The sequence below is a fragment of the Saccharothrix xinjiangensis genome (genome assembly GCF_039527585.1).
GTDB classification, from domain to species: Bacteria; Actinomycetota; Actinomycetes; order Mycobacteriales; family Pseudonocardiaceae; genus Actinosynnema; species Actinosynnema xinjiangensis.
Genome location: NZ_BAAAKE010000001.1, coordinates 637,519 through 660,806 on the forward strand (window position 1 = coordinate 637,519; position 23,288 = coordinate 660,806).

A 23,288-nucleotide genomic window follows, 5' to 3' on the forward strand; every position below is an offset into this window, starting at 1 on the left:
GGTGCGGTCGGAGTCGGGTTCATGGCTTCGACCGTGCCGGCGGCGGGGAGGGGGCGCGAGGGGCGATCCGCGACCTGTGGACAACTCCTCGGCCTGTGGACGACTAGGGGTTGGGCGGTGTCGCCGGCAGGATGTGGGGCGTGCGAAGCGTGTGCGTGGTCGGGCTGGGGTTGATCGGCGGGTCGGTGTTGCGCGCGGCAGCCGCCGCGGGCTTCGTGACCTGGGGCGCGACCGCCTCGGACGACGACGCGGAGGCCGCGCGCCGGGACGGTCACGACGTCGTCGACCTCGCCGCCGCCCTTGAGCGCGCGGTTGCGCAGGACGCGCTCGTCGTCGTGGCGGTTCCGCTGCCGGCTGTGGAGAACGTGCTGCGCGCCCTCCCCGGGGGCGTCCGCCTCACCGACGTCGTCAGCGTCAAGGGGCCGGTCGCCGACCTCGTCGCGCGCGTCGCGCCGCACGCCCGCTACGTCGGCGGCCACCCCATGGCGGGCACGTCCAGGTCCGGCTGGGACGCGGGCCGCGCGGACCTGTTCCGGGACGCCGCCTGGGTCGTCACCGCCGAGGACGGCGCGGACCTCGACGTGCTCGGCGACGTCATCGGCCTGGCCCTCGCCTCGGGCGCCCACGTCGTGCCCACCACCGCCGCCGACCACGACGCCGCGGTGGCCCGCATCTCCCACCTCCCGCACGTGCTCGCCGCCGTGCTGGCCAGCGTCGGCGCGGGTGGCGGCCCGCTCGCCCTCTCCCTGGCCGCGGGCTCGTTCGGCGACGGCACGCGCGTCGCGGGCAGCCGCCCCGAGCTGGTCCTGGCGATGTGCGAGGGCAACCGGGCCGCGCTGCTGGGCGCCGTGGACGACGCGCTGGGCAGGCTCGGCGCGGCCCGCGGGTCGCTCGCCTCGACCGGCGGCCTGGCCAAGACCGTGGAGGCCGGCCACACCGCCCGCCTGGCCCTGGAGGACCGGCCCCGGCTCGCCGAGGCCGCGGTCGACCTGACCGCCCCGGGCGCCCTGGCGACCCTGCGCGACCTGGGCGCCCGCGGTGGCCGCGTCATTGGCCTGAACGGCTCAACCGCGCTCGCTCTCACACCCTGACCACGCGCGCGGCCATAGAGTTCGCCCCGTGGAGCGCCGGAAGCTGGTCGCACTGGTCGGCGGTGTCGTCCTGCTCGGCGGCACGGTCGCCCTGCTGCGCGACGAGTCCGCCCCGCCGCCTCCCCCGACCTTCGAGCGCTTCCTCGCCGACCGCGTCGAGCACGTGCCGGACACCCACGAGCTGCGCGCGCCCACCGACCTGGCGCTGACCGCGCTCGACCGCACCAGCCTGCGCGCGAGCTGGACCGCCGCGGGCGGCCTCGGCCACGGTGGTTTCGAGGTCCGCTGGAACGGTGCCACGCGCCTGGTCCAGGGCACGGAGACCGAGCTGACCGACCTCGACGTGAACGCCGACGTCGCCGTGGAGGTCCGCGCCGTCGACGGGTTGGGCAACCGGTCCGAGCCCGCCACCGCGACCGCCGTGCCGCGGTTGGCGCACGACGAGGCGCAGGACGACGACCTGTTCGGGCCGGTCGACGTGTTCGACGGTCCGGCGGCGCTCTCGCCGCACCGCTGGCGCGTCCTGACCGCCGCCAAGCCCTACGACACCACCGGTGACAGCACCGACTGCCTCGGCCTGCGCCCGTTCAACGGCCGGCGACTGGAGGTCACCTGCGACCTGCTGGAACTCCAGTCGAACGTGCCGATGGCGCTGGGCGAGCCCGGCCCGGACGGGGCGGTCGGCAGGGTCGTCCTGACCACCGACGGCCCGCTGACCTCCGACGGCGAGGTGTCGATCGCCCTGCTGCCCGAGCCGTTCCAGGACCTGCCCTCCCTGGCGGAACGACCGCCGCCGGGCGCGGTCGTCCTGCGCCTCACGTCGACGAGCGCGCGCTTCGAGATCGGCGAGGGCGTACCCGCCACCGACGAGGTGGCGCCCGTCGCGGGCACGTTCACGCTGCCGTCGTCGGGCGTGCGGCACCGCTGGGAGGTGCGCGTGCTGCCCGGCGCCGTGGTGGCGCTGCGCGACGGAGTGGCGCTGGCCGGCGCGTCGGTGGCCGTGCCCTGGCGGGTCGCCCGCCCACGCCTGGTGTTCCGGGAGGCCCGCGAGACCCTGCTGGACTCGTTCGGCGTCGGTGGCGTCCCCGCCGACCCGGAGCCCGCCTCGGTGGTGCGGCTCGGTTCGGGCAACGGCGAACTGCTGGGCTCCGCGCCCGACTCGCGGCTGTCGGGCGGCACCTCGGTCCGCGTGGTCGCGACCGTGTTCGCCCCCTCCGACGTGCCGATGACCTTCGAGTTCGGCTCGCACTCCGCGCCCGCGACGCGCATGCCGGAGGACAGCTCCGGGTCCGACGAGGACGTGGTCTACGCCGATTTCCCGCTGACCGCGTCGGACGAGCCGGAGCCCCGGCGCGTGCGGCTCCGGGCGGGCGGGTACGCGCACGCGTCCGACACCCGGCTCGTGATCTCCGACGGCCCGGACGCGCGCCGCCCCCTGCCCCCCGTCACCGACCTCCCGACGCCCGCGCCGAGGGTGCCCGCGCCGTCGATCACCGTGGTGCGCGAGGACGGCGTCGCCAGGGTGGTCGTCGAGCTGGGCGACCCGGCGGCGCGCGAGGTCGCCGCGGTGAAGGGCGTCGAGGTCGACTTCGACGGCGAGCGGATCGCCACGCTGCCCACGAACGGGTCCGCGGGCGGGCGGCACGAGTTCGCGCTGCCGCTGGACGACGTGCCCACCGGCGGCCACGACGTCGAGGTGCGGGTGCTCCCGGTGGCCGAGCGGGGCGAGGTGCGGAAGCACCGGCACAGCTTCCAGATCCGGCCGTTGTAGGTCTCGGCTCCGCAACGGGGGGTGACCGCCGTCACCCCGGCACCTAGCTTTGCCCTGTGGACCGTCGCCGGATCGCCTTCATCGCCGCGGGCGCGGTGCTGTTCGGCGGGCTGGTCGGGGTCCTGCGGACCGCGGACGCGGGCGATCCGGGCCCGCCGACCGGCACCTCCGCGCCGCCGCCGACGTCGCTCGCGCCGTTCGCCGCCGAGGGCGTGCTCGTGCCGACCGCGGGCGCGCCGCCGGAAGCGCCGCGGGACCTGGCCGTGACGTCCGGGCCGCGGCGGTTGCAGCTGCGCTGGGAGGGCGGCGCGCCGGGTTACGAGGTGCGCTGGGGCACCGACCGCGCCGACCGGTCGAAGCTGGTCACGCGGTCCGCCGTCCAGCTCGACGGCCTGGAGGACGAGCGGCCGCACGTGGTCGAGGTGTACGCGGTGGACGCGTTCGGGCAGCGGTCCGCGCCCGCGAGGTCCTCCGGCACCCCGCACGGCCGGCCGGCGGACGGCTACGCGTCGGCCGACCCGTTCGACCGGGACGACTCGCCCGACCCGACGCGGTGGCGGCTGCTGTCCCGGCCCAACTGCGCGCGCGCCACGCCCGGCCGCGGCGACGACGGCCGGCGGCTGGTGCTCGCCAGCAATTGCGCGGCGGCGCCGGCCACGCTGCGGGCGCGGGCGCCGTTCGTCCTCCGGGACGCCGACGAGCTGGGCCGGTTCGCGGTGGAGACCGACGCGCCCGGCTCCGACGGCGAGCTGGCGCTGGACCTGGTGCCCGGACCGGTGTCGGTGGTCGGCGGCGACGGGCTGCCGCCGGGCGCGGTGCGGCTGCTGGTCGAGACCGGCAACGGGACCACGGAGGTGGGGGTGCGGACCGCCGGGGGCGCGCCGACCCGGGCGGTGCGCGAGGTGCCCGCGCTCGACCCCGGCTTCACCCACCGGTGGGAACTGGTGCTGCGGCGCGACGGCGCGCGGGTGCTGCTCGACGGCGAGCTGGTGGCGACCAGCCCGGTCGTGCCGACGTGGTCCGAGGCGACCGCGCTGGTGTCCGTCTCCGGGCCGACCGGGCAGCGGGTGGCGATCAGCCTCGTCGCGTTCGACGCGGCGCCCGCCTCGCCGCCGCCGCTGGTGCCCGCGCCCGACGTCGAGGTCGAGGTGGCGCCCGGGGCGCGGGCGCGCGGGGAGGGCGCGCCGCTGCCCGGGGTGACCGGCGGGCAGCTGCGGATGGGCCTGCTGCACACCGACGCGTCGCCGGAGGCGCCCGCGCTGAGCGCGTCGGTGGCCGGGGTGGAGGTGCCGCTGCGGCCCGCCGTGCCGGGGACGCCGTGGCGGGCGGGCGTGGTCTACCCGGTGGTGGCGGACCTGCCGGCGGAGGCGCTGGAGGTGACGCCGGAGGACCTCGTCGTGACGGTGCTGACCCGGCTGCGCGTGCAGGTGACGCACGTGGACCTGGAGCTGAGCGGGACGCCCTCGCGCCCCGCGCCCGCCACCGCGGCCCCGACCACCCCCGGCCCGGAGCTGGCCCGCGTCGACGGGGCGGTGCTGGACGCGGGCGGCGGGGCCGTGCCGCCCGGCGCGGCCGTGCGACCCGGGCGGCTGGTGCTCGACCTGGAGCTGAGCGGCCGGTCCGGTGCGCCGCTCGCCGGGCTGGCGGGGTTCGGCGTGTGGTTGGACGGCGAGCGGGTGGCCGCGGTGCCGACCGACCGGGGCGGTCCGGGCATCGTCGGGCGGTACCGGTTGGCGCTGAACACCTCCGGGTTCCCGGCCGGGCCGCACATGATCGAGGTCCGGCTGTTCGGCACATCGGGTGAGACCCGCCCCACCTCGGCGTTCATCCCCTTCTTCGTCGGCCGGTGACAAGATGGGGCCATGCCACGGCCCCTCATCCTCGACGCCGCCCGCACCCCGTTCGGCCGCTACCGCGGCGGGTTGTCCGGGGTCCGCGTGGACGACCTCGCCGCGCTGCCGATCACCGAGCTGCTGCGCAGGCACCCCGCGCTGGACCCGGCCCGGATCGACGACGTGCTGCTCGGCAACACCAACGGCGCGGGCGAGGAGAACCGGAACGTCGGTCGGATGGCGGCGCTGCTGGCCGGGCTGCCCACCTCGGTGCCCGGGGTGACGGTCAACCGGCTGTGCGCGTCGGGCGGCGAGGCGATCGCGCAGGCCGCGCGGGCGCTGGCGATGGGCGACGCGTCGCTGCTGGTCGCCGGTGGCGTGGAGGGCATGACGCGGGCGCCGTTCGTGGTGCCGCGACCGGACCGGGCGTTCGCCGACCGGTTGGAGTCGGTGTCCACGGCGCTCGGGTGGCGGCTGGTGAACCCGCGGATGAAGGCCGAGTGGACCGTGCCGCTGGGGCGGGCGGCCGAGGACGTCGCGGTGTCGCTGGGCATCACGCGGGACCGGATGGACGCCTTCGCGCTCCGGTCGCACCGGCGGGCGTCGGCGGCCTGGGACGCGGGGGTGCACGACGGGTTCGCGTTCCCGGTGCTGCTGCCGGACGGGTCGCCGGTGCGGCGGGACGAGTCCGTGCGGCCGGAGACGTCGCTGGAGAAGCTGGCGAAGCTGAAGCCGGCGTTCTCGGACGACGGCCCGGTGACGGCGGGCAACGCGTCGCCGCTGAACGACGGCGCGGCGGCGTTGCTCATGGGCGACGAGGCGGCGGCGGCGGAGCTGGGCGTCACGCCGCTGGGCGAGTTCCTCGGTTCGGCGGTGACGGCGGACGAGCCGCAGCGGTTCACGCTGGCGCCGGTCGCCGCGATCCGGAAGCTGCTGGGGCGGCTGGGGGTGGCCGCGGAGGACGTCGCGCTGTGGGAGGTCAACGAGGCGTTCGCGGCGATGGCGCTGTCGGTGCTGCACCACCTGCCGGAGGTGGACCCGGAGAAGGTGAACGTGCACGGCGGGGCGATCGCCTACGGGCACCCGCTGGGCGCCTCGCTGCCGCGGGTGGTGGTGGACCTGTGCCGGCACCTGCGGGCGCGCGGTGGCGGCCTGGGCGTGGCGGCGGCTTGCGTGGGGGTCGGGCAGGGGATGGCGATCGCCGTCCGGGTGTGACGATCGCCTGGTCGAGCGACGGTGCGGGGTGGGGTCGCCCGGTGTGGTCGGGGCGGCCGAGGTCGCTCGACCGGGGAAGTGAGCCCTGGCGGGCCCGTCGGGCGGCGGGAGCCAGGGCTTCGCGCTTCCCCGCTCAGATGCGGTAGGCGATGCGGGGGTAGTCGACCACCAGGCCGGTCTGGTCGAACGTGATGTCCTGCTGGAACTCCCCGTGCGTGAAGGAGACCACCGAGCGGCCGTCGCCGAGGGTGACCGTGCGGTACTGCTGGCGCACCAGCTGCACCGACAGGTCCGGCAGGGTCACGTAGACCATCGACAACTCGTGCTCGCCCTCCTCCAGGTGGAGGTTGAGCCGCCGCACGGGGAGGGCGTTGAACAGGACCGCGAACTGCACGTCCACGTCCTGCGCCCCCTCGAAGTCGGCCCGTTCCGCGCCCTGGCCGTGGTCGACCAGCCAGACGCCCTCGGACGAGCGGCTGATGGACACGTGCCGCTCCTCGGACAGCGTCGCGGTGCGCAGCAGGACCCGCTTCACCGCGCCGGTCTCACCGACCGACACCTCGTACGAGCCGCTGAACTGCTCGGCCGGACCCGCCGTCACCAGGCGGCCGGACGCGCGCAGCTTGCGCTCGGACAGCAGCAGCCGCACCTGCTCCAGCCTGGGCACGTCGTAGCCCTGCCAGGTCAGCATCTGGGCGGCCGGGGACCGGGTCTCGCCGGTCGGCGCCGCCTGCTCGGCCGTGCTCACTGCCCACCCGGGAGGATGTCCTCGGCCGGCTCGGCCTGCGCCTGGTGGCCGGACCGGTCGGCGGCGAACCCGGCGGCCCGGCCGACGCCGGCGGCCGCCTCCACGCGGTCCCGCCCCGGCAGCCCGGACGCCTTGCCCTTGATCTCATCGAAGTTCATGGTGCTCCTTCGCACTCCCCAAGGCAGGCTACCCGAACCGCCCGGTCACACCCAGCGACAAACGAGGACGGCCCCCTCGGGGTTCCCGAGGGGGCCGCCATCACCCGTTGTGACTAGGCGGTGCGCTTGCGGCGCACGACCAGCAGGGCGGCCGCGCCGGCGCCCAGCAGCCCGAGGCCGATCAGGAGCGGCACGAAGATCGACGCGCCGGTGCTGGCCAGCTCGTCGGTGTCACCGCCGCCGGACACGACCGGGGTGGTCGTGGTGGTCGGGGCCGTCGTGGTGGTGGTCGGCGCGGTGGAGCTCGTCTGCGACGGGGTGCTCGGCTGGGTCACCACGGTGCCCGCCACCCAGTTCGCCCCGGCCTGGGCCTCGACCTGGACCTTGGACGGCTTGGCGATCACCAGGGACTGGGTCTTCTTGTCCGAGTCGACGGACACGAACAGGCGACCGTGCTGGAGCTCGGCGTCGGCCTTGACGGAGAACTTCACCTCGCCGACCGGGGTGCCCTCGGCGACCTTGACGAAGATCTCGGTGGCCTGCGGCTCGGTGGCCTCCGCGCGGAAGCCGCCGTCGGCCGGGGCCAGCGGGTTGCCGTCCTTGTCGGTGAAGGTGACGCCCTGGGGCAGGTCGGCCTCCAGGACGAACGAGTCGGCCGTGGTCTTGACGACGAACGGCCCGATCAGGTCGCCGCCGGCCTTGCCGGTGGTGGACCCGGGCTGCTCGATCTCCAGGGTCGGCGCGGGCTGCTGCTCGACGCCGACGTTCTCCGCGCCGGTCAGGTACTCGTAGACCGCGCGGACGTCCTCGTCGACCCCGGCGTCCTCGTCCTTGGTCGCGGCCGTGCCGGACTTCAGCGCGGCGCCGTCGCTGAAGTGCCAGATCGCGGCCTGGGTCGCGGCGATGGCCTCGCGCTCGTCGATGTCGCGGCCGGTCTCGCCGGACAGGACCGAGGTCTCCCGCAGCGGGTAGCTGTTGTGCAGGATCCAGTTGATCCGGTCGGCGTTCTCGGTGAACTTCGTCTGGGGGTTGGGGTGCTCGTCCCACGGCACCTCGTGCAGCGGCGTGCCGTCCTTCAGCGTGGTCGGCAGCTCGACGCAGTAGGCCTTGACGACGGTCTTGTCGCCGTCCTCGACCACGTACAGCGGGATGAGGTTGGCGTCGAACCAGTCGCGCTCCTCGCCCTCCAGCGCGATCTCGATGCCCTCTTCGTGGTGCTTGAAGAACTCGGGGTTGTCCTGTTCGGTGCCCGGGATCTTGCGCTCGATCGGGATGATCTGCACCGCTTCGGCGAAGGCGGGGAGCGCGGCGGTGGACAGGGCGATCGAGGCGCCGAGGACCGCTGCCCCGAGGCGCTTCGGAGTCAACCGGGATGCCATGTGTCTCCTTGAGGCTCGCGAGGGTAGCCCGTTGGTGTGGATCAAGGCGGCGGACTGCCGAAATCGGTGGAACGCCTCCGCGCGGGTTCGACACCGGATCGACAGAATCGGCCGAACCCTATCCGATCCGGCAGCACCCGGTCCGACAAGGCCGACAGGCCCTCCACACAGGACCCGACCAGCGGAAACGGGTCTTATCAGTCCACTGTGGATGACCTAGTTGATCGACACCGCGTCGAGGCCGATCGCGGAAGTCCGTTTCGGGACAAGGCGAAACGCCCCGTCGGACCCCTGTGGACAACTCCGGTTTCCGCAGTTCAGCGGCTTGGTCCACAGAAGACCCGCAATTCCCCGGAATCCTGCTTCGATACCACACCGTTGCCAAAAGGTGATCTAGGCGACCAGGGCGGACGGCGCGATCGGCCGGATGTCGCCCACCCGCAGCGACGTCCCGGGCAGGCACAGGTCCTTCGCCGTCGGCGCCTGGCCGGTCAGCATCCACCGCACCAGGGCCGCCAGCTGGAACGAGATCAGCGGCGGCACGGCGTCGCCCAGGTGCCGGTAGGCGTTGCCGATCACCGACACGTCGAACCGGAACTTGCGCGGGAACCCCTGGAGCAGCGCCATCTCCCGCACCGTGCACAGCCGGTGCTGCTCGGGGTGCGCGTACCGGCCGTTGCCGACGTGGCCGCACTCGCGCTTGATCGTCCGCGCGGGCTCGTCCCACCACATCCGCCCGTACACGTCGGGGTGCGAGCCCCACTTGCCCTCTTGGATGATCTTGCGCTGGGCCGGGTTCAGCAGCAGCTCCGACGCCGAGCCCACGAGGTCGCCCCACGAGCCGCCGTCGGCGGGGATGGCCCGCATCCGCTCCAGCGACCGGTCCCGGCGGAACGACGGCGACACGTGCATCGCGTCGTCCGGGTGCGCCTCGCCCGCCTCGACGAGCGGCAGCCTGCCGATCGCCCGCCGCACGCTCGTCGCGCCCTGCTTGACCTCCCAGCCGGCCCACACGTCGTCCAGCGTGCGCAGCGGCACGCCCGAGTCCACCGCCACCACCATGGCCCGCTCCCGCAGCTGCGGCAGGCCGAAGCGGGAGAACATGTGCGTCGACGCGTCCACCTCGTAGCCCAGCTCCAGCAGCTGGTCGGCCAACCCGTCCAGGTGGTGCCGCTGCTTGCCCTTGACCAGCTCGCGCGCGTTCTCCAGCACCATCACCCGGGGCCGGAACTCCGCCACGTACGCCGCGACCCGGCCCACCAGCGAGTTGCGCGGGTCGTCGCGCAGGTGGTTGTTCGGCGAGATCCGGGTGAAACCGGAGCACGGCGGGCACGCCACCAGCACGTCCAGCTCGCCGCGCTCCAGGCCCCACACCTGCCGCAGCACGGCCGGGTCGAGCCGGCCCAGGTCGACCTGGAGCGGGTCGACGCCGATGTTGTCCCGGTAGATCCCGTTGCACCGCAACGAGCCCAGCCGGGAGGACGGCTTGCCGATCTGGGCGTCGGCCGCGCCGACGACGGTGAAGTCCCGGTGCGCTTGGAAGCCCAGGCTCATGCCACCGGCGCCGGAGAACAGGTCGACGACCTTGAAGTGGGGTCCGCGCACCGCGCGATCGTACGGCCGCCCGGCCGTTCCGCTGACGAGTGATCCCACCGGTACCGGTTCGCCGAATCGCGTAGCTTGCGCGACATGCAGCTCCCACCAGCATGGCAGAGGCCCGATCCCCTGCGCGGCTTGGAGGACGTGCCCTGGTCGGTCCTCTCCCGCGGGGCGGGTGTGGACGACCTGTTGCGCGACGCCGTGCACGACGACCGCGCCGTGCGCGAGGCCGCCTGCGCCGAGCTGGTCGACCGCCTGCTGGACGAGGACACGGTGTCCGAGGCGAGCGCGCGGGCCGTGCCGTTCCTGGTGGAGCTGGGCGCGAGCTACCGGGTGCCCGCCGACACACGCGATCGGATGATTTTCCTGCTGGCCGCGACGGCGTTGGCGGGCGCGGGTTTCACCGACGACGGCCGGCGCACCCGGCGCCGGTGGAACGCGCTCGGCCGCGAGCTGCCGAGGCAGCCGCCGGACTGGATCACCCAGACGCGGCACGACGTCGCCAAGGGCGCGCCGAAGGTGTTCGAGACGCTGGCGGGCGCCGAGGTGGCGTGCTCGATGGCGCTGGCCATCGCGGTGCCCGAGGTGGTGCCGCCGCACGTGTCCGACGTGGCCGACGCCATCGCCTCCGACGACCACTCGCCGCGGCTGCTGGCGCAGGCCGCCCGGGTGGCGCGCCACCTGGTGGGCGGCGCGCCGACCACGCCCCTGCTGCTGCGCACCACCGCGCACGGGAACCCCGAGCTGCTGCGCGCGTACCGGGGCAAGCGGTACCCGGTCAACCAGCCGCCCGAGGTGACCCTCCAGCTCATGGGCTACCGGTACGCCCACCTGGCCGCGTACGGCGACCAGGAGTGCTTCACGCCGTGACCGCGGTCGGCTCCACCACGGGGGCGACCAGCTCGTCGTCGTCGATCGGCACGGCCGGTTCCAGGGGGCCCAGCGAGGTGCCCCAGTCCTGGTCGGCCAGCGCGAACGCGGCCACGGTCAGCGCCACCACCGGCCTGCCGCGCGGCAGCTCGTCGGCGTCGAGGTCCAGCTCCAGCCGGGCGCCCAGCGGCGACGGCCGCAGCCGCAGCACGGCGTGCGGCACCTCCTCGGGGTGCGCCCACCGGCACGACCACTCGGTGAACACGACCGGGCGCTCCACCATCTCGGTCGGGTGAACCGCGCGCACGTTCGCGCCGACCGAACCGTGCCGGTAGCCGTCCGCCGCCGAGACCAGCAGCTCCTCGAACTCGATCGACGACACGCCCAGGTCGTGCCCGGCGACCAGGGCCACCTGCACGAGCGCCAGCGGCAGCTGCGGCAGGGCGTCCTCGAAGCACACCATCGCGCCGCCGTAGCGGGTGTTGATCTCGGTGGGCAGGAAGCCGTCGGCGGTGGCGATGCCGTCCAGGGTGAAGGTGCCCCGGTAGTCGACGGTCTCGCGCAGCCGCTCCCCGACCCGGCGGGCCAGGTTGCGCATCTGCTCGCGGATGCGGGCGGGCGGGTCGTAGTGCGAGGCGCAGCCCGCGTACAGGAACCGGGCCTGGCCGGCGCGGCGCGGCACGACCATCTCGATCGGCCGCAGCACCGCCGTGCCATCCGGGAACACGATCCCGTGCACGCTCACCGGGATGCCCTCCAGGAACGGCATCACCCGGATGAACTCGCACTTGGCCGCGAGCACGTCGAACGCCTCGCGCGCCTCGGCCCGGTCGCGGACCCGGCGCACGAAGTTCGCGCCGCCGTTGATCGCCGGCCCGTCGCCGGACCACACCGCGCCCGCGCCCTTGTCGAGCCGCAGGCTCGCGTCCCACAGGGCGTCGAAGTCCAGGCCCAGCACCACTGCGGGCGCGCGCGGCGCGGACAGCTCGTCCCACAGCGCGTCGATCGTGGTCTTGTTCTCCAGCTCCACCCACTCGTGGCGGCGGGCGTTGAGCACGGGCCGGCCCGCGAACTCCGGGACGTGCGCGTACGGGGTGCTGATCACCAGGGCCTCGCCGCGCGGGTCGAAGTCGGACAGCACCTCGCGGACCGCGCGGTTGGGCGAGGTCAGCAGCCTGGTGAGCCGGTTCTGCTCGGTGGCGACGAACCCGCCGCCGATGCCCAGCGGCACCCAGCGGGCGATCTCCGAGTCGTGCAGGGGAGCGTGGTCGTCCGTCGACAGCACGAGCGTGCGGCGGGCGCCGAGCTGGTGCAGCTCGGCCACGCGATCGCTCAGCCGGGTGCCGCCCGCGAGCACGACCAGCCGGTCGCCGAAAAGGGTGCGCAGGCGCGCTTGAAGCGCGCGGAAGACGTGATCCATCGCCGAGAACTCGCTTTATGAGAAGCAGACGAGACAGCCGGCGAGCGCCGGGTGCCACGCACTGTAGAGGCAGGCGATGGACACGGCCCAGCACGGTCGGGCAACGACCGGATGAAAGTTGCCGATGGGCTCAGCGGCGAGCGCGCGAGATCATCGAGCGGCTTCGCGAAGTACCTGGTCAACCCGCTTGAGGAAGGCCCTGGCGCCCTTGGGGCCGGGGAAGGGCAGGGTGAGGCCCAGCAGCGTGTCGTCCACCGACGGTGGCGCGGCGGCCACGATCGCCGCCGCCGTCTCCAGGAAGCGCTGCCGCTTGGCCTCGTGCGCGGCGTGCTCCGCGAGCACGACGTCGATGCTCGGGTGCGTGACTGGGTACGGGTAACTCACTCGGGTTGTATCGGCCCCACCGGTCCACACCTTTAGGGTCAATTTTCACCAGATCACCCGACCATCCCCTGAGCGGAGCGTGCTGGGATGTCCGCCATGCGCGTGCTGGTCAGCGGTGCCTCGGGGTACGTCGGTCGGGTGGTCGTCGCCGAGTTGGCGACCGCCGGCCACACCGCGATCCCCCTGCCGGGCGATGTCCGGCTGCTCCCGACGCTCCCCGGCGCGGACGCCCTGGTGCACCTGGCGGGGCTCGGGCGGGTGCGCGAGTCGTTCGAGGACCCGGTGCGGTACTACGACGTGAACGTGGGCGGCACGGTGAACCTGCTGCGGTCCGCGCCGCCGCGGTTCGTGCTGGCGTCCACCGCCGGGGTGTACGGCGCGGCGACCCTCGGCCCCGTCACCGAGGACGTGCCTCGGGCGCCGGCCAACCCGTACGCGGCGTCGAAGGCCGCCGCCGAGGACGTGGTCGGGTGGGCCGCGCGGGCGGGCCGGGTGTCGGCGGTGGCGCTGCGCCTGTTCAACGTGGCGGGAGGCGGGGACCGGGACGACACGCGGGTGGTCACGAGGGCGTGCGGCGCGGCGTCCGGGCGGCTGCCGGCGGTGGAGGTGTTCGGCGACGGGTCGGCGGTGCGGGACTTCGTGCACGTGCGGGACGTGGCGCGGGCGTTCGTCGCCGCGGTCGAGCGGCCCCTGACGGGTTACGAGGTGCTCAACGTGGGCGCGACGCCCGCGTCGGTGGCCGACGTGCTGGCCTCGGTGGCGCGGGTGACCGGTCGGGAGGCGCCCGCGGTGCGGCGGCCCGCGCACCCCGGCGAGGTGCGCGAGCTGCGCGCGGACACCACCCGGCTGCGCGCCCTGGGCTGGGCGCCGCGGCACTCCGACCTGGACGACGTGGTGCGCGACCAGTGGGCCGCCGAGAGGGCCCGCGCCGGAGGACCCCGCGCCGAGGGGGTCTAGGCGCGGCGGGCGGAGTTCCCGCCGGAGCTCTGGCAGCTGGCGGTCGAGCGCCGCGCGGCGCCGGAGCTCCTGCTCACCTGCGCCTGGGCATGACCACCCGGTCCAGGTCGGCGGCCACCACCAGCTCACCGCCGAACACCTCGGCCGCCTCGGCGCGGAACGCCTCCGGGTCCGGGTAGCGCTGCGAGAAGTGCGTGAGCACGAGCTTGCGCACCCCGCTCTCGGCGGCGACCCGCGCGGCCTGGCGGGCGGTCAGGTGGCCGTGCTCGGCGGCCAGCCGCTCGTCGGCGTGCAGGAACGTCGACTCGATCACCAGCAGGTCCGCGCCCTCGGCCAGCTCGTAGGCGCCGTCGCACAGCCGGGTGTCCATGACGAAGGCGAACCGCTGGCCCCGGCGCGGCACGCTGACCTCGTCCAGCAGCGGCGGCCGCAGGTCGCGGACCGCCGGGCCGCGGATGCCGCGGGCCTCCAGCAGCTCCGGGACCATGGTGCGGCCGTCCGGCTCGACCAGGCGGTAGCCGTAGGCGGGCACCGAGTGGTCGAGGCGGCGCGCTTCGAGCACGCCGAACGCGCCCTCGGCGATCACGCCCGGCCCGGTGACCGGGTGCTCGCGGACGTCCGCCACGTCGTGGAAGGACGTGGCGCGCCGGAGCCGGTCGAAGAAGTGGGCGCCCTCGGCCGGGAAGTGGGCGTGCACCGGGTGCGGCACCCGGTCGAGGGACAGGCGCTGCACCACACCGGCGACGCCCAGGGAGTGGTCGCCGTGGAAGTGCGTGACGAGCAGCCGGGTGATGTCGTTCGCCGCGACGCCCGCGAGCAGCATCTGGCGCTGCGCGCCGTCGCCCGGGTCGAACAGGAAGCCCTCCGCGTCCCAGCGCAGCAGGTAGCCGTTGTGGTTGCGGGTGCGGGTCGGCACCTGGCTGGCGGTGCCCAGGACGACGAGCTCTCGGGGTGACACGTGGCAGAGTCTGCGGCATGGAGAGCTTGCGGGTGGTGTCGTCCTGGCCGGTGGGGACCGCGGCGGCGGCCGTGGTGCGCGCGGACGGCGAGGTGCTCGGCGCGCACGGCCCGGTCGACCACCGGTTCCCCCTGGCGTCGGTGACGAAGTTGCTGACCGCGTACGCGGTGCTGGTGGCGGTGGAGGAGGGCGCGGTCGAGTGGGACGCCCCCGCCGGGCCCGCGACGCTCAGGCACCTGATCGCGCACGCGTCCGGGTTGGCGTTCGACTCCGACGCCGTGCAGGCCGCGCCCGGGACGAAGCGGATCTACTCCAACACCGGGTTCGAGGTGCTGGCGCGCTCGGTGGAGGAGGCGGCGGAGATCCCGTTCGGCGAGTACCTGCGCCAGGCGGTGTTCGAGCCGCTGGGCATGGAGTCGTCCTCTTTGGACGGCTCGCCGGCCGCGGGCGCCACGTCCACGGTGTCGGACCTGGTGCGGTTCGCCGCCGAGGTGCAGTCGCCGGAGCTGGTGTCGGCCGGGCTGGTGGCGGAGGCGACCTCGGTGGTGTTCCCGGGGCTGCGCGGCGTGCTGCCCGGCTTCGGGTCCCAGAAGGACAACGACTGGGGGCTGGGGTTCGAGGTCAGGGCGGGCAAGTCGCCGCACTGGACGGGCGCGTCCAGCTCGCCGCGCGCGTTCGGGCACTTCGGGCAGAGCGGGACGTTCCTGTGGGTCGACCCGGACGCGGGCGTCGCCTGCGTGGCGCTGACCGACCGGGACTTCGGCGAGTGGGCGGTCGAGGCGTGGCCGCCGTTCACCGACGGGGTGCTGGCCGAGCTGGGCGGGCGTTGAGCGCCTTCCCCGGCCGCCGGTGGCGGCCGGGGAGGCGGTGTCGTCAGGGCGTCACGACGGCGTGCCCGCGCACCCGGCCGCGCCGCACGTCCTCCACGGCCTTCGCGACGTCGGCGAGGGGGTAGGTCCGGTCCAGCACGGGGGTGAGCCGGCCGGACTCGATCAGGTCGCGCAGGAACAGCAGGTCCTCGTGCCGGTCCTTGTGCACCAGCGGTTTCGCCTTGAACCCCAGGAACGGCGCGGCCACCAGGGCGCGCAGCCAGCGGTCGGTGCCCATGAACCAGCACCCGCCCGTGCCGCCGACGAGCACCACCGCGCCGCCCTTGCGGACCAGCCGCCGGCAGGTGCGCAGCGACGGGTTGCCGTAGAGGTCGACCAGCACGTCGAACCCGCCGGGCGGCTCGCCGGTCGCGTAGTCGTGCACGTGGTCCGCGCCCAGGTCCCGGGCCAGGTCCGCCTTCGCCGCGCCGCACACCGCCGTGACCTCGGCCCCGAACACCTTGGCCAGCTGCACCGCGTACGTGCCCACGCTGCCGGTGGCGCCGTGGACCAGCACCTTCGTCCCGGGTCCGACCCGACCGAGGTCGCGCACGGCCTGGAGCGCGGTGAACCCGGAGATCGGCACCGCCGCGGCCTGCTCGACCGTCAGGTTCGCGGGCTTGCGGGCCAGTTGGCCGGCGGGCACCGCGGCGTACTCCTGGAACGCGCCGGAGCACCAGCCGAACACCTCGTCACCGACGTCGAGCGAGTCGACGCCGGGCCCGACCTCCTCCACCGCGCCCGCCAGCTCCAGCCCCGGCACGCGGTTGCGCGGCCGGCGCAGCCCGGTGATCGGCCGGGCGAGGTAGGGCAGCCCGCGCATCAGGTGCCAGTCGCCGCCGACCACCGGCGCGGCGCGCACGCGCACCAGCACCTCGCCGGCGGCGGGCACGGGCTTCTCGATGTCCACCAGGCGCAAGACCTCGTCGAGGTCGCCGTAGCTGTCCTGCACGATCGCCTTCACGAGTCCTCCTCGGGGTACTGGAAGACGTCGCCGAGCGGCACCCCGAACACCCTGGCGATGCGGAAGGCCATCTCCAGCGAGGGCGAGTACCGGCCCTGCTCGACGGCGATGATCGTCTGCCTCGTGACGTCGACCCGGCGGGCCAGTTCGGCCTGGGTCATCTCGCCGTGCGCGAAGCGCAGCGCCCGGATCGAGTTGGTGATCCTGGTCGGCTTGCCCACTCAGAACCCCCGCCGGTAGGCCACGAGCTTCACGGCGGAGCCGACCACGGCCCCGATCGCGAACACGGCGTAGATGGCGTTGGCGATCCAGAAGTGGGGCGCCTCGACCAGGGCGAGCGCGAGCGGGGCGACCATGCCGACGCCCAGCACGCCGGAGCCCACCCGCTCGCCGTGCCGGTCGATGTCGCGGTCGCGCTCGTCGGCCCGGTGCACGTCGCTGGGGCGGGCCACCTCCACGGCGATCCGGACCACGACCGCGAGCACGATCGACGCCCCGATCGACCACAGCATCGGCGCGGCGTAAGGGGTCGCGGCCAGGTCGTCCCCCGCCCGTGAGGCCATCACCCCCAGGTACCCGAGATAGGTCACGGCGGTGACCACCAGGTACACCCAGGCGCCCTTCTCCTCGTACGTCACCGGCCACCCCTCGTGTAAAACGAATTTGACATCACCAGTGTCAGGCGAGCTTGACCTCGTGTCAAGAAGTTTTGACACGGTCGGTTCCGCCTAGACTGCGCGGGTGAGTTGGGTGACCGTGCGCCAGTTCCGCTGGACGACCCGGACCGGCGCGGACGACTACCCGCGCGTCGGGGAGGTCCACCCCCTCAGCGACCGCAAGCGGCTGCCGGTGAACGTGGCCGAGGTCTTCCACGTCAACGCCCTGGCCCCGGCCGCCAGGGTCAGGTTCGACACGCGGCTCGACGAGCTGCGGCTGCTGGCGAACTACCTGAGCGCGTCGCCGGGTCGCCCCGTCAGGCTGCGCCAGGACGACTTCCGGTCCAGTTCGCTGCACATCCGGCGGTTCGTGAGCGAGTCGTTCGGCCTGGGGATGCTCACCGCCGCGGTCCAGGCGGCCTACGAGTGGAACGACGGCGACCCGGGCGACCTGAGCGCGCTGCCCATGACGCTGGCCGCGTCGTCCGCGAAGCAGGGCGTGCGGCCGGACCTGCTGTTCCAGGCGCCGGGCCTGCTGCTCGCGGGCGAGGCCAGGGGCCGGTCCGGCAGACCGCCGCGCTCGACGAGGCTGCCGCGCGAGCGCCTGGACCGGCTGCTGCCGTGGGCGCACGTGCACCGCCACCCGATGGTCATGACCTGGGCCTACCTCGACGGCGACGGCGTGGTGGTCGACTTCTTCGCCCCGGCGGAAGGGGTCGAGTGGCTGAGCGGCGCGATCGGCGCCCCGGACCCCAAGGCGGGGCTGCGCCTGCCGCGGGCCGAGCAGGTGGCGCTGCGCGAGGTCGACCCGGCGCCGGCGCAGCAGGAGCTCTTCCCCCGGCCCGCCCCCGACCGGCTCTCCCCGCTGAGCCTGTTCGAGGTCGGCACGAGCGCGCTGCGGTCGGTGGAGGACCAGCTGTTCGACACCGCACCGGCCGCGCCCGTGCCCCTGGCCGGGCGGACCGCGCGCGGCCGGTGGGCGCCGGTGGACCCGGTCGGCGGCTCGCGCGGCTCGGTGCTGCTGGCCCTGCTGGACCGACCGCTGCCGTCGGCGGAGGCGACGGCGCTCGCCCGCCGCTGGCGGGCGCGGCACCGGCACGCCGAGGCCGACGACCTGGCTGCGGGCGACCTGGCTGCGGGCGACCTGGCTGCGGGCGACCTGGCTGCGGGCGACCTGGCGGTGGCGGTGCACGGCCGCACCGTCGTCGCCCTCGCCCCCGCCCGCGACGGCCAGCCCTGGGACATGCTCACCGGGTGACCCCCGCACCGCACGGCGCCGGCAATCGTCGGCGACCGCCGGTCCACCGGTCATCGGAGACGGCCCCGACATGACCGATTTCAACGCGAAGTCATTAGTTCATCACTGACGGAGATACATGAGAATCAGTCATTGATGTGCTTCGGGAAGATGTCCGGAAACTTTTTCCCCCGAACTGAAACGCATTAAGCGGACCTGTCGATACAGGCGCATACGGAAACGACCGACCTCCACCGACGACCCGGCGGGCGCCCCCGCGCGCCCGGACGACCCCGGCAGGTCACTTCGCCAGAAACGAGTGTGACGCGCATGGTCACCATGCTCCTCCTGCTCACCGCCGCCGGTATCGCGCTCGGGCTGTTCCGGATCCACCGGAACGGACTCCCCGACCTGACCCGGCTGCGATTCCCGTGGATTCCGCGACTCGGCCGGGGGGAGGTCTTCGAAGTGGACGAGGAGCACGCGCACCAGCGCCGGATCATGCTGCACCGGGTGGCCGCGCAGGCGGCCCGCCTGCCCGCGCCCCCCGACGGCCGGCCGCTGTTCATCACCGTCCGCACCCACCCCGCGGACGCCGAACTGCTCGGCCGCGACGTCATCGACGACGAGTTCGAGGTCAACCTGCGGCTGTCGGGAACGGGCTCGGGCACCAGGGTGCGCATCCGCGAGTACCTGCGGGTGGACGCCATGCCGCGCACCCGCGTGCACGTCAGCCCGGACGAGCGGCCCACCGCCGCGCCGCCGACCCGGGCCCTGGTGGAGCGGACGGCGGCCCCCGCCGCGCGACTCGTCCTCGTCGGGGAGCCCGCGACGTCCCTGCACCTGCCCGCCGCGGGCGGGGTGATCGGCCGCGACGCGGCGTCGTGCCAGGTCGTGATCGACCTGCCCACCATCTCCCGGCAGCACGCCCGCGTCCGGCCCCGCGGCGACGGCTTCGAGGTCGAGGACCTCCTCAGCGCCAACGGGGTCACGATCAACTCCAGGACCACGACGTCCGGCGTCCTCCACCACGGCGACGTCCTCGGGCTCGGCCGTGCCGTCCGGCTGCGGCTGGAGATCGGCGCCCGGGGGCGCGGCGGGACCGCCGAGTCGTCCGCGCGGGGAGGACCGGTCGCCGGACCACCCGACCGCGGGCACGACCGGCCGCGGAGCCCCGGCGCACCCGGATGACCCACGAGACGCACCCCCCGCGAACCGAGCGAGGCGCCATGCAGAGAACCGCCCCCGACAGCCCCCTGGACACGAGACGCCCGAGCTGGCCGCTGCTGCCCTTCTGGTGGCTGGGCAACGGCTTCGCGTGGCTCGGCGGGGCCTCGTGGCGCGCCGTGGCAGGCCGGCACGAGCGCTCCTCCTACCAGTTGTCCGGTTTCTTCGTGCTGCTCAACGGCTTCGTGGCCTGGGCGCTGATCAGCCTGGCCGCGGTCGGGCTGGAGGTCGTGCCGGACTTCGCCGACGCGCTGCCCGTGACGTTCCCGTGGGGCTTGTTCGTGCTGGCGTTCGACCGCGCCATCGCGGCGAAGGTGGTCGACCCCGACGAGAACGCGTGGCGCAGCAGGTCCAGCTACTTCTTCCGCGCCCTGTGCGCGATCGTCATCGGGTTCGTCATCGCCGAGCTGGGCGCGCTGGCGATCTTCCGCGAAGACGTCGAGCGCACCATGAACGACACGATCTCCCGGCAGGTCGACCAGTCGCGCAGGCTGATCGTCGGCGAGGAGGGCCGCCCCAGCCAGCGCCAGACCGCGCTGCTGGAGCTGGAGGGGCAGCTCACCGCCCTGGGCGACGACAGGACGAGGACGCAGCGGGACTTCGAGGCCGCGCGGCGGCACGCCGCCTGCGAGCGCGACCCCCGCGGCTGCGACGACCTGCGGGCCGCGGGCAAGATCACCGGCGTCCCGGGCGAGGGCGACAAGACGCGGCTGCTCGACACCGCCGCGGACGCCGCGGGGTCCGCGCGGGACCTCGCCGCCGGGGAGTACGACACCCGGGCGCCCGGCCTGCGGCGGCAGGTCGGGGAGCTGCGCGCCGAGATGGACGACGACCTGCGGGAAGCCCAGGGGGTCGCGGAAGCCGGTGACGGCGTGCCCGCCCGGTGGCGCGCCATGTACGACTTCACCGCGAGCGACCCGACCGGGTTCTGGATGCACGTCATGCTGATCGCGTTCGGCGTGCTGCTGGACCTCATCCCGCTGCTGGTCAAGCTCTGGCGCGGGCGCACCGGCTACGACGCGACCGTGGTGGCGCACCGGAAGCGGCGCGAGGTCGAGGTCTCCGTCGCCGCCTCCCGGCACGAGGAGGACCTGCGCCGGGCCTGGAACCGCGAGCGGATCGACGAGGAGCTGGAGGTCGACCTGGCGGGGCTGCGCGCCGGCACCAGGCGCCGGATCGAGGTGGAACGCGAGCGCGTCCGGTACGAGGTGGCCGTCGAGGCCATTCGCGAGGAACCGGACCGGCTGGTCGTCGCCCCCGCGTCCGCGGAGCTGGAACCCGCCCCCGTGCGGCTGCCCGAGGGGTGGACCGAGGAGGACCGGGCGCTGGTGAGCCACGTGTTCGGCGGTCTCTACAAGGCCGTCGAGCCGCTGGGGGGCGCCGATCCCGGCGCGTTCGGCCGGATGCTGCGCGGGCGGGACGAGAAGAGCGGGCAGGACGTGGTCATCAAGGCGGTCCGGGACACCGACGGCCGGGACGGGACGCGCAGCCCGCTCGGCGAGATGTGGCAGCGCGAGGTCGACGCCGCGCGCAAGCTGTCGCACTTCAACATCGGCCAGGTCATCGCGTCCGGCCTGGACAAGGGCTACCTGTGGACGGCCTCGCCGCTCTACCAGCCCGGCAGCCTGGTGCGGTGGATCGAGAGCACGGCGGACCAGCACCCGAGCGCGTACACGCTCCAGCACACCATCGACTACGTGAAGCAGCTGGTGGACGCGCTCACCTACGCGCACGAGCACGACGTGACGCACGGCGACATCAAGCCCACCAACGCCGTGCTGCACGGACCGACGCTGAAGCTGGTGGACTGGGGCTTCGCGCGCGTCTCGATCCGGCTGGAGCAGGGAGCGGCCACGGCCCTGGCGGGCGGCACCCCGCTCTACACCGCGCCCGAGGCGCTGCTGGGTGGCGAGTTCGACGCGGAGCTGGCCGACCTCTACTCGGTCGGCGCCACCTGGTACTTCCTCCTCACCGGCAAGCCCCCGTACCAGGAGGCGGACCTCCGGGGCACGGCGCGCGAGATCGCGTGGCAGGTCCAGCGGCGCCAGGTGCGGTGCCGGCCGCTGCCGGAGTTCCTGCCCGACCTGCCGAAGGTGGTGGTGGACCTGGTCCACGACCTGGTCTCCGTGTACCCGCGCACCCGGATCGGCGACGGCGGCGGCGACGGGCCGGCCGCGCACCTTCAGCGCGCGATGACGGGGCTGACCACGGACCCCGACGTGCACGCGAAGGGCGGCCTGCCGGTGGGGCCGGCGGCCGTGGGCCGCAGGAAGCACGGCGCCCGCGCGGTCCGCCCGGTGACCGCGCCGGGCACGGCCGTGCCCGCGACGGGGGCGGACGCCGTTCCGCTCACGCGGATGACGATCCTCGACGTGCCCCTGACCACCTCCGCGGAAGCGCCCGCGCGCAACGGGGCCGTCCCGTCCACCCTGCTGGAGGACGGGAGCTGACACCCCGGTGATCCGGTCCCGGCCGGGACCGCGGGCCCACCGCGGTCCCGGCCGGGACGTCCGGGATCAGCGCGCCGGGGCGTCGGCGCACCGCGCGTCGGCGGACAGGCCGGCGTACTCGTCGCCGACGAAGTAGACGGCGCTGGACCACAGGGCCGGGCCGTTCTCGTCGGCGTCCTCGACCTGGAGCCAGACGTCGTTGGTGATGCCGGCGTCCGTGACCGGCTCGCCGCGCACCCAGCACTCGACCTTCCGCTGCTGCCCGGCCACCAGCGCCCCCGCCGTCCCGCACGCCGTCGAGGGGCAGGTCCGGATGTTGACGTCGTGCCACGCCGTGACGGTGTGGAGCGCGCCGGCCGTGGCCGAGCCGCTCCAGGCGACCAGCCCGGCGGCGGCCAGCGCCACGACGAAGGCGGGTTTGACGGTCCTCATGTGTCCTCCCGGTGATCGGAGACGATCACTGGGTACACGCCTCGGACGGCCCCCGGCGTTGCCTCGACCGGTCCCGGACCGCGCCGGGCGTTCGGCAGCGTCGCGGAGCAGGCGTGCAGGGAGCTCTGGTGCCGGTAGTGGTCCAGGTAGAGCACCACGACGTCGTCGGTGAGCGCCGTGACGGACGTGGTGCGGGCCTGGAAGGGATCTCGTCGAACATCGAGGCGAGCGCCTCCAGCTCGGGGTCGACCCCCGGTGCAGGGCGCTGTCGCCGTAGCCGTAGACCAGGTAGCCGTCCTCCCAGGACTGGGGGGCAGCTTGTCGGGGTCCTCCGCGGGCGGCTTTTCCCGACATGGACGGCTCCGGCGAGGCCCCCGCGTTCGGCGGCCTTGCGGGCGCGCGACTCCTCGACCAGGTCGTCCCCCACAGGTGCCATGCGGTTCGGGCAGTGCGGCTATCGAACAGGACGGGCCACCAGGCGGACGTCGCTCCCTGAGCGGGCCACGTCGAGCAGCTCCAGGCGAAGGATTTCGGACATGCTGTGGATGCCGGCGTTCTCCAGGCCGCTCTTGCCAGAGCCGAGCAGGGCGGGGGCCACGTAGTTCACCACGCGGTCGATCAAGCCTTGGGCGATGAAGCTGCCGGCGAGCGTGGGGCCGCCTTCGAGGAAGATCGCCCGCACGCCGCGGTCGTGGAGGCCCGTGAGGACGGACGGCAGGTCGAGGCCCTGGTTCGCGCGCTTGACCTTCAGCACGTCCACCACGCCGTCGAGGTGTGACGCGTCGGCGTCCTCAGCTACGACGATGAGCGTGGACGCGGCGTCGTTGCAGACGTTCGCGTCGGCCGGGGTCTTGGCGTTGCTGTCGAGCACGACGCGGAGCGGCTGGCGCTTCGGGTCGTTCACGATGGACAGGTCCAGGCGCGGGTCGTCGTTGCCGCGCACGGCCAGGTTGGGGTTGTCGGCTTGCCGGGTGCCTTAGCCGACCACGGTGGCGTCGCAGCCCGCGCGGAGGAGGTGGACCTCGGCTCGGCTCTCCGGGCTGGTGATCCACTGGCTGGTGCCGTCCACGA

At 74.4% G+C, this 23,288-nt stretch carries 23 protein-coding genes; 10 read left to right on the forward strand and 13 right to left on the reverse strand.

Features of this window, described 5'->3' with window-relative positions; translation table 11 throughout:
• The first annotated feature begins 140 nt into the window (after nt 1-140).
• Genes ABD223_RS03025 through ABD223_RS03040 form a run of 4 tightly spaced genes read left to right on the forward strand, consistent with a single transcriptional unit; the run spans nt 141 to nt 5,909 of the window.
• Nucleotides 141-1,091 (forward strand): prephenate dehydrogenase, encoded by a 951-nt coding sequence (locus ABD223_RS03025; RefSeq protein ID WP_344034258.1) that lies wholly within the window; start codon nt 141-143, stop codon nt 1,089-1,091.
• Nucleotides 1,092-1,119: 28 nt separating this feature from the next.
• The gene (locus ABD223_RS03030) at nt 1,120-2,862 is read left to right on the forward strand and encodes a fibronectin type III domain-containing protein (RefSeq protein WP_344034259.1); all 1,743 of its coding nucleotides are present in this window, start codon (nt 1,120-1,122) and stop codon (nt 2,860-2,862) included.
• A 56-nt stretch (nt 2,863-2,918) separates the two neighbouring features.
• A complete protein-coding gene (locus tag ABD223_RS03035; protein ID WP_344034260.1) occupies nt 2,919-4,712 on the forward strand; it encodes a fibronectin type III domain-containing protein in 1,794 nt (597 codons plus the stop codon).
• A 12-nt stretch (nt 4,713-4,724) separates the two neighbouring features.
• Entirely contained in the window at nt 4,725-5,909 is a 1,185-nt protein-coding gene (locus ABD223_RS03040; protein WP_344034261.1) for a thiolase family protein, read from the forward strand.
• 133 nt (nt 5,910-6,042) lie between these two features.
• Here ABD223_RS03040 and ABD223_RS03045 read toward each other — a convergent pair whose 3' ends face one another.
• From ABD223_RS03045 to ABD223_RS03060, 4 genes are all read right to left on the reverse strand, one after another.
• Complete coding sequence (locus ABD223_RS03045; protein ID WP_344034262.1) at nt 6,043-6,657, reverse strand: putative glycolipid-binding domain-containing protein; 615 nt, start codon at nt 6,655-6,657, stop codon at nt 6,043-6,045.
• Nucleotides 6,654-6,815 (reverse strand): antitoxin, encoded by a 162-nt coding sequence (locus ABD223_RS03050; protein ID WP_344034263.1) that lies wholly within the window; start codon nt 6,813-6,815, stop codon nt 6,654-6,656. The genes ABD223_RS03045 and ABD223_RS03050 overlap by 4 nt, the downstream gene beginning before the upstream one ends.
• A gap of 113 nt (nt 6,816-6,928) precedes the next feature.
• Nucleotides 6,929-8,194, reverse strand: a complete 1,266-nt coding sequence (locus tag ABD223_RS03055; protein WP_344034265.1) for a thioester domain-containing protein — start codon at nt 8,192-8,194, stop codon at nt 6,929-6,931.
• Nucleotides 8,195-8,587: 393 nt separating this feature from the next.
• Nucleotides 8,588-9,799: a DNA cytosine methyltransferase gene (locus ABD223_RS03060; protein WP_344034267.1), complete on the reverse strand. Its 1,212-nt coding sequence runs from the start codon at nt 9,797-9,799 to the stop codon at nt 8,588-8,590.
• 84 nt (nt 9,800-9,883) lie between these two features.
• Between ABD223_RS03060 and ABD223_RS03065 the strand changes: the two genes are divergently transcribed.
• Entirely contained in the window at nt 9,884-10,663 is a 780-nt protein-coding gene (locus ABD223_RS03065; RefSeq protein ID WP_344034268.1) for a hypothetical protein, read from the forward strand.
• Here the strand turns inward: ABD223_RS03065 and ABD223_RS03070 are convergent.
• Together ABD223_RS03070 and ABD223_RS03075 are read right to left on the reverse strand one after the other, a co-directional pair.
• Nucleotides 10,653-12,083 (reverse strand): hypothetical protein, encoded by a 1,431-nt coding sequence (locus ABD223_RS03070; protein ID WP_344034269.1) that lies wholly within the window; start codon nt 12,081-12,083, stop codon nt 10,653-10,655. The genes ABD223_RS03065 and ABD223_RS03070 overlap by 11 nt on opposite strands.
• Nucleotides 12,084-12,233: 150 nt before the next feature.
• The gene (locus ABD223_RS03075; protein ID WP_344034270.1) at nt 12,234-12,425 is read right to left on the reverse strand and encodes a hypothetical protein; all 192 of its coding nucleotides are present in this window, start codon (nt 12,423-12,425) and stop codon (nt 12,234-12,236) included.
• 129 nt (nt 12,426-12,554) lie between these two features.
• Here ABD223_RS03075 and ABD223_RS03080 point away from each other — a divergent pair, with 129 nt between their 5' ends.
• Nucleotides 12,555-13,424, forward strand: coding sequence for an NAD-dependent epimerase/dehydratase family protein (locus ABD223_RS03080; protein WP_344034271.1), 870 nt, complete (start codon nt 12,555-12,557; stop codon nt 13,422-13,424).
• Nucleotides 13,425-13,497: 73 nt separating this feature from the next.
• Here ABD223_RS03080 and ABD223_RS03085 read toward each other — a convergent pair whose 3' ends face one another.
• Entirely contained in the window at nt 13,498-14,382 is an 885-nt protein-coding gene (locus ABD223_RS03085) for a ribonuclease Z (RefSeq protein ID WP_344034272.1), read from the reverse strand.
• A gap of 17 nt (nt 14,383-14,399) precedes the next feature.
• On the opposite strand from ABD223_RS03085, the gene ABD223_RS03090 reads away from it, so the two are divergent.
• Nucleotides 14,400-15,212, forward strand: coding sequence for a serine hydrolase domain-containing protein (locus ABD223_RS03090; protein WP_344034273.1), 813 nt, complete (start codon nt 14,400-14,402; stop codon nt 15,210-15,212).
• Nucleotides 15,213-15,255: 43 nt separating this feature from the next.
• Here the strand turns inward: ABD223_RS03090 and ABD223_RS03095 are convergent, their stop codons facing one another.
• Genes ABD223_RS03095 through ABD223_RS03105 form a run of 3 tightly spaced genes read right to left on the reverse strand, consistent with a single transcriptional unit; the run spans nt 15,256 to nt 16,853 of the window.
• The gene (locus tag ABD223_RS03095) at nt 15,256-16,215 is read right to left on the reverse strand and encodes an NAD(P)-dependent alcohol dehydrogenase (protein WP_344034274.1); all 960 of its coding nucleotides are present in this window, start codon (nt 16,213-16,215) and stop codon (nt 15,256-15,258) included.
• Nucleotides 16,212-16,436, reverse strand: a complete 225-nt coding sequence (locus ABD223_RS03100; RefSeq protein ID WP_344034275.1) for a helix-turn-helix transcriptional regulator — start codon at nt 16,434-16,436, stop codon at nt 16,212-16,214. The genes ABD223_RS03095 and ABD223_RS03100 overlap by 4 nt, the downstream gene beginning before the upstream one ends.
• Nucleotides 16,437-16,853 carry a hypothetical protein gene (locus ABD223_RS03105; protein WP_344034276.1) on the reverse strand — a complete coding sequence of 139 codons (417 nt, stop codon included), beginning with the start codon at nt 16,851-16,853 and terminating at the stop codon, nt 16,437-16,439. It abuts the gene before it with no gap.
• Nucleotides 16,854-16,956: 103 nt separating this feature from the next.
• On the opposite strand from ABD223_RS03105, the gene ABD223_RS03110 reads away from it, so the two are divergent.
• The 3 genes from ABD223_RS03110 (at nt 16,957) to ABD223_RS03120 (ending at nt 21,785) form a co-directional block, all read left to right on the forward strand.
• Nucleotides 16,957-18,129: a hypothetical protein gene (locus ABD223_RS03110; protein WP_344034277.1), complete on the forward strand. Its 1,173-nt coding sequence runs from the start codon at nt 16,957-16,959 to the stop codon at nt 18,127-18,129.
• A 309-nt stretch (nt 18,130-18,438) separates the two neighbouring features.
• Complete coding sequence (locus ABD223_RS03115; RefSeq protein WP_344034278.1) at nt 18,439-19,299, forward strand: FHA domain-containing protein; 861 nt, start codon at nt 18,439-18,441, stop codon at nt 19,297-19,299.
• Nucleotides 19,300-19,337: 38 nt separating this feature from the next.
• A complete protein-coding gene (locus ABD223_RS03120) occupies nt 19,338-21,785 on the forward strand; it encodes a DUF4407 domain-containing protein (protein ID WP_344034280.1) in 2,448 nt (815 codons plus the stop codon).
• 66 nt (nt 21,786-21,851) lie between these two features.
• Here ABD223_RS03120 and ABD223_RS03125 read toward each other — a convergent pair whose 3' ends face one another.
• The 3 genes from ABD223_RS03125 to ABD223_RS03135 all read right to left on the reverse strand — a co-directional run bounded on the left by ABD223_RS03125 (nt 21,852) and on the right by ABD223_RS03135 (nt 23,286).
• A complete protein-coding gene (locus ABD223_RS03125) occupies nt 21,852-22,217 on the reverse strand; it encodes a hypothetical protein (protein ID WP_344034281.1) in 366 nt (121 codons plus the stop codon).
• A 454-nt stretch (nt 22,218-22,671) separates the two neighbouring features.
• The gene (locus ABD223_RS03130; protein ID WP_417750548.1) at nt 22,672-23,160 is read right to left on the reverse strand and encodes a RibD family protein; all 489 of its coding nucleotides are present in this window, start codon (nt 23,158-23,160) and stop codon (nt 22,672-22,674) included.
• A gap of 33 nt (nt 23,161-23,193) precedes the next feature.
• Nucleotides 23,194-23,286: a dihydrofolate reductase family protein gene (locus tag ABD223_RS03135; protein ID WP_344034282.1), complete on the reverse strand. Its 93-nt coding sequence runs from the start codon at nt 23,284-23,286 to the stop codon at nt 23,194-23,196.
• Nucleotides 23,287-23,288 lie beyond the last annotated feature (2 nt).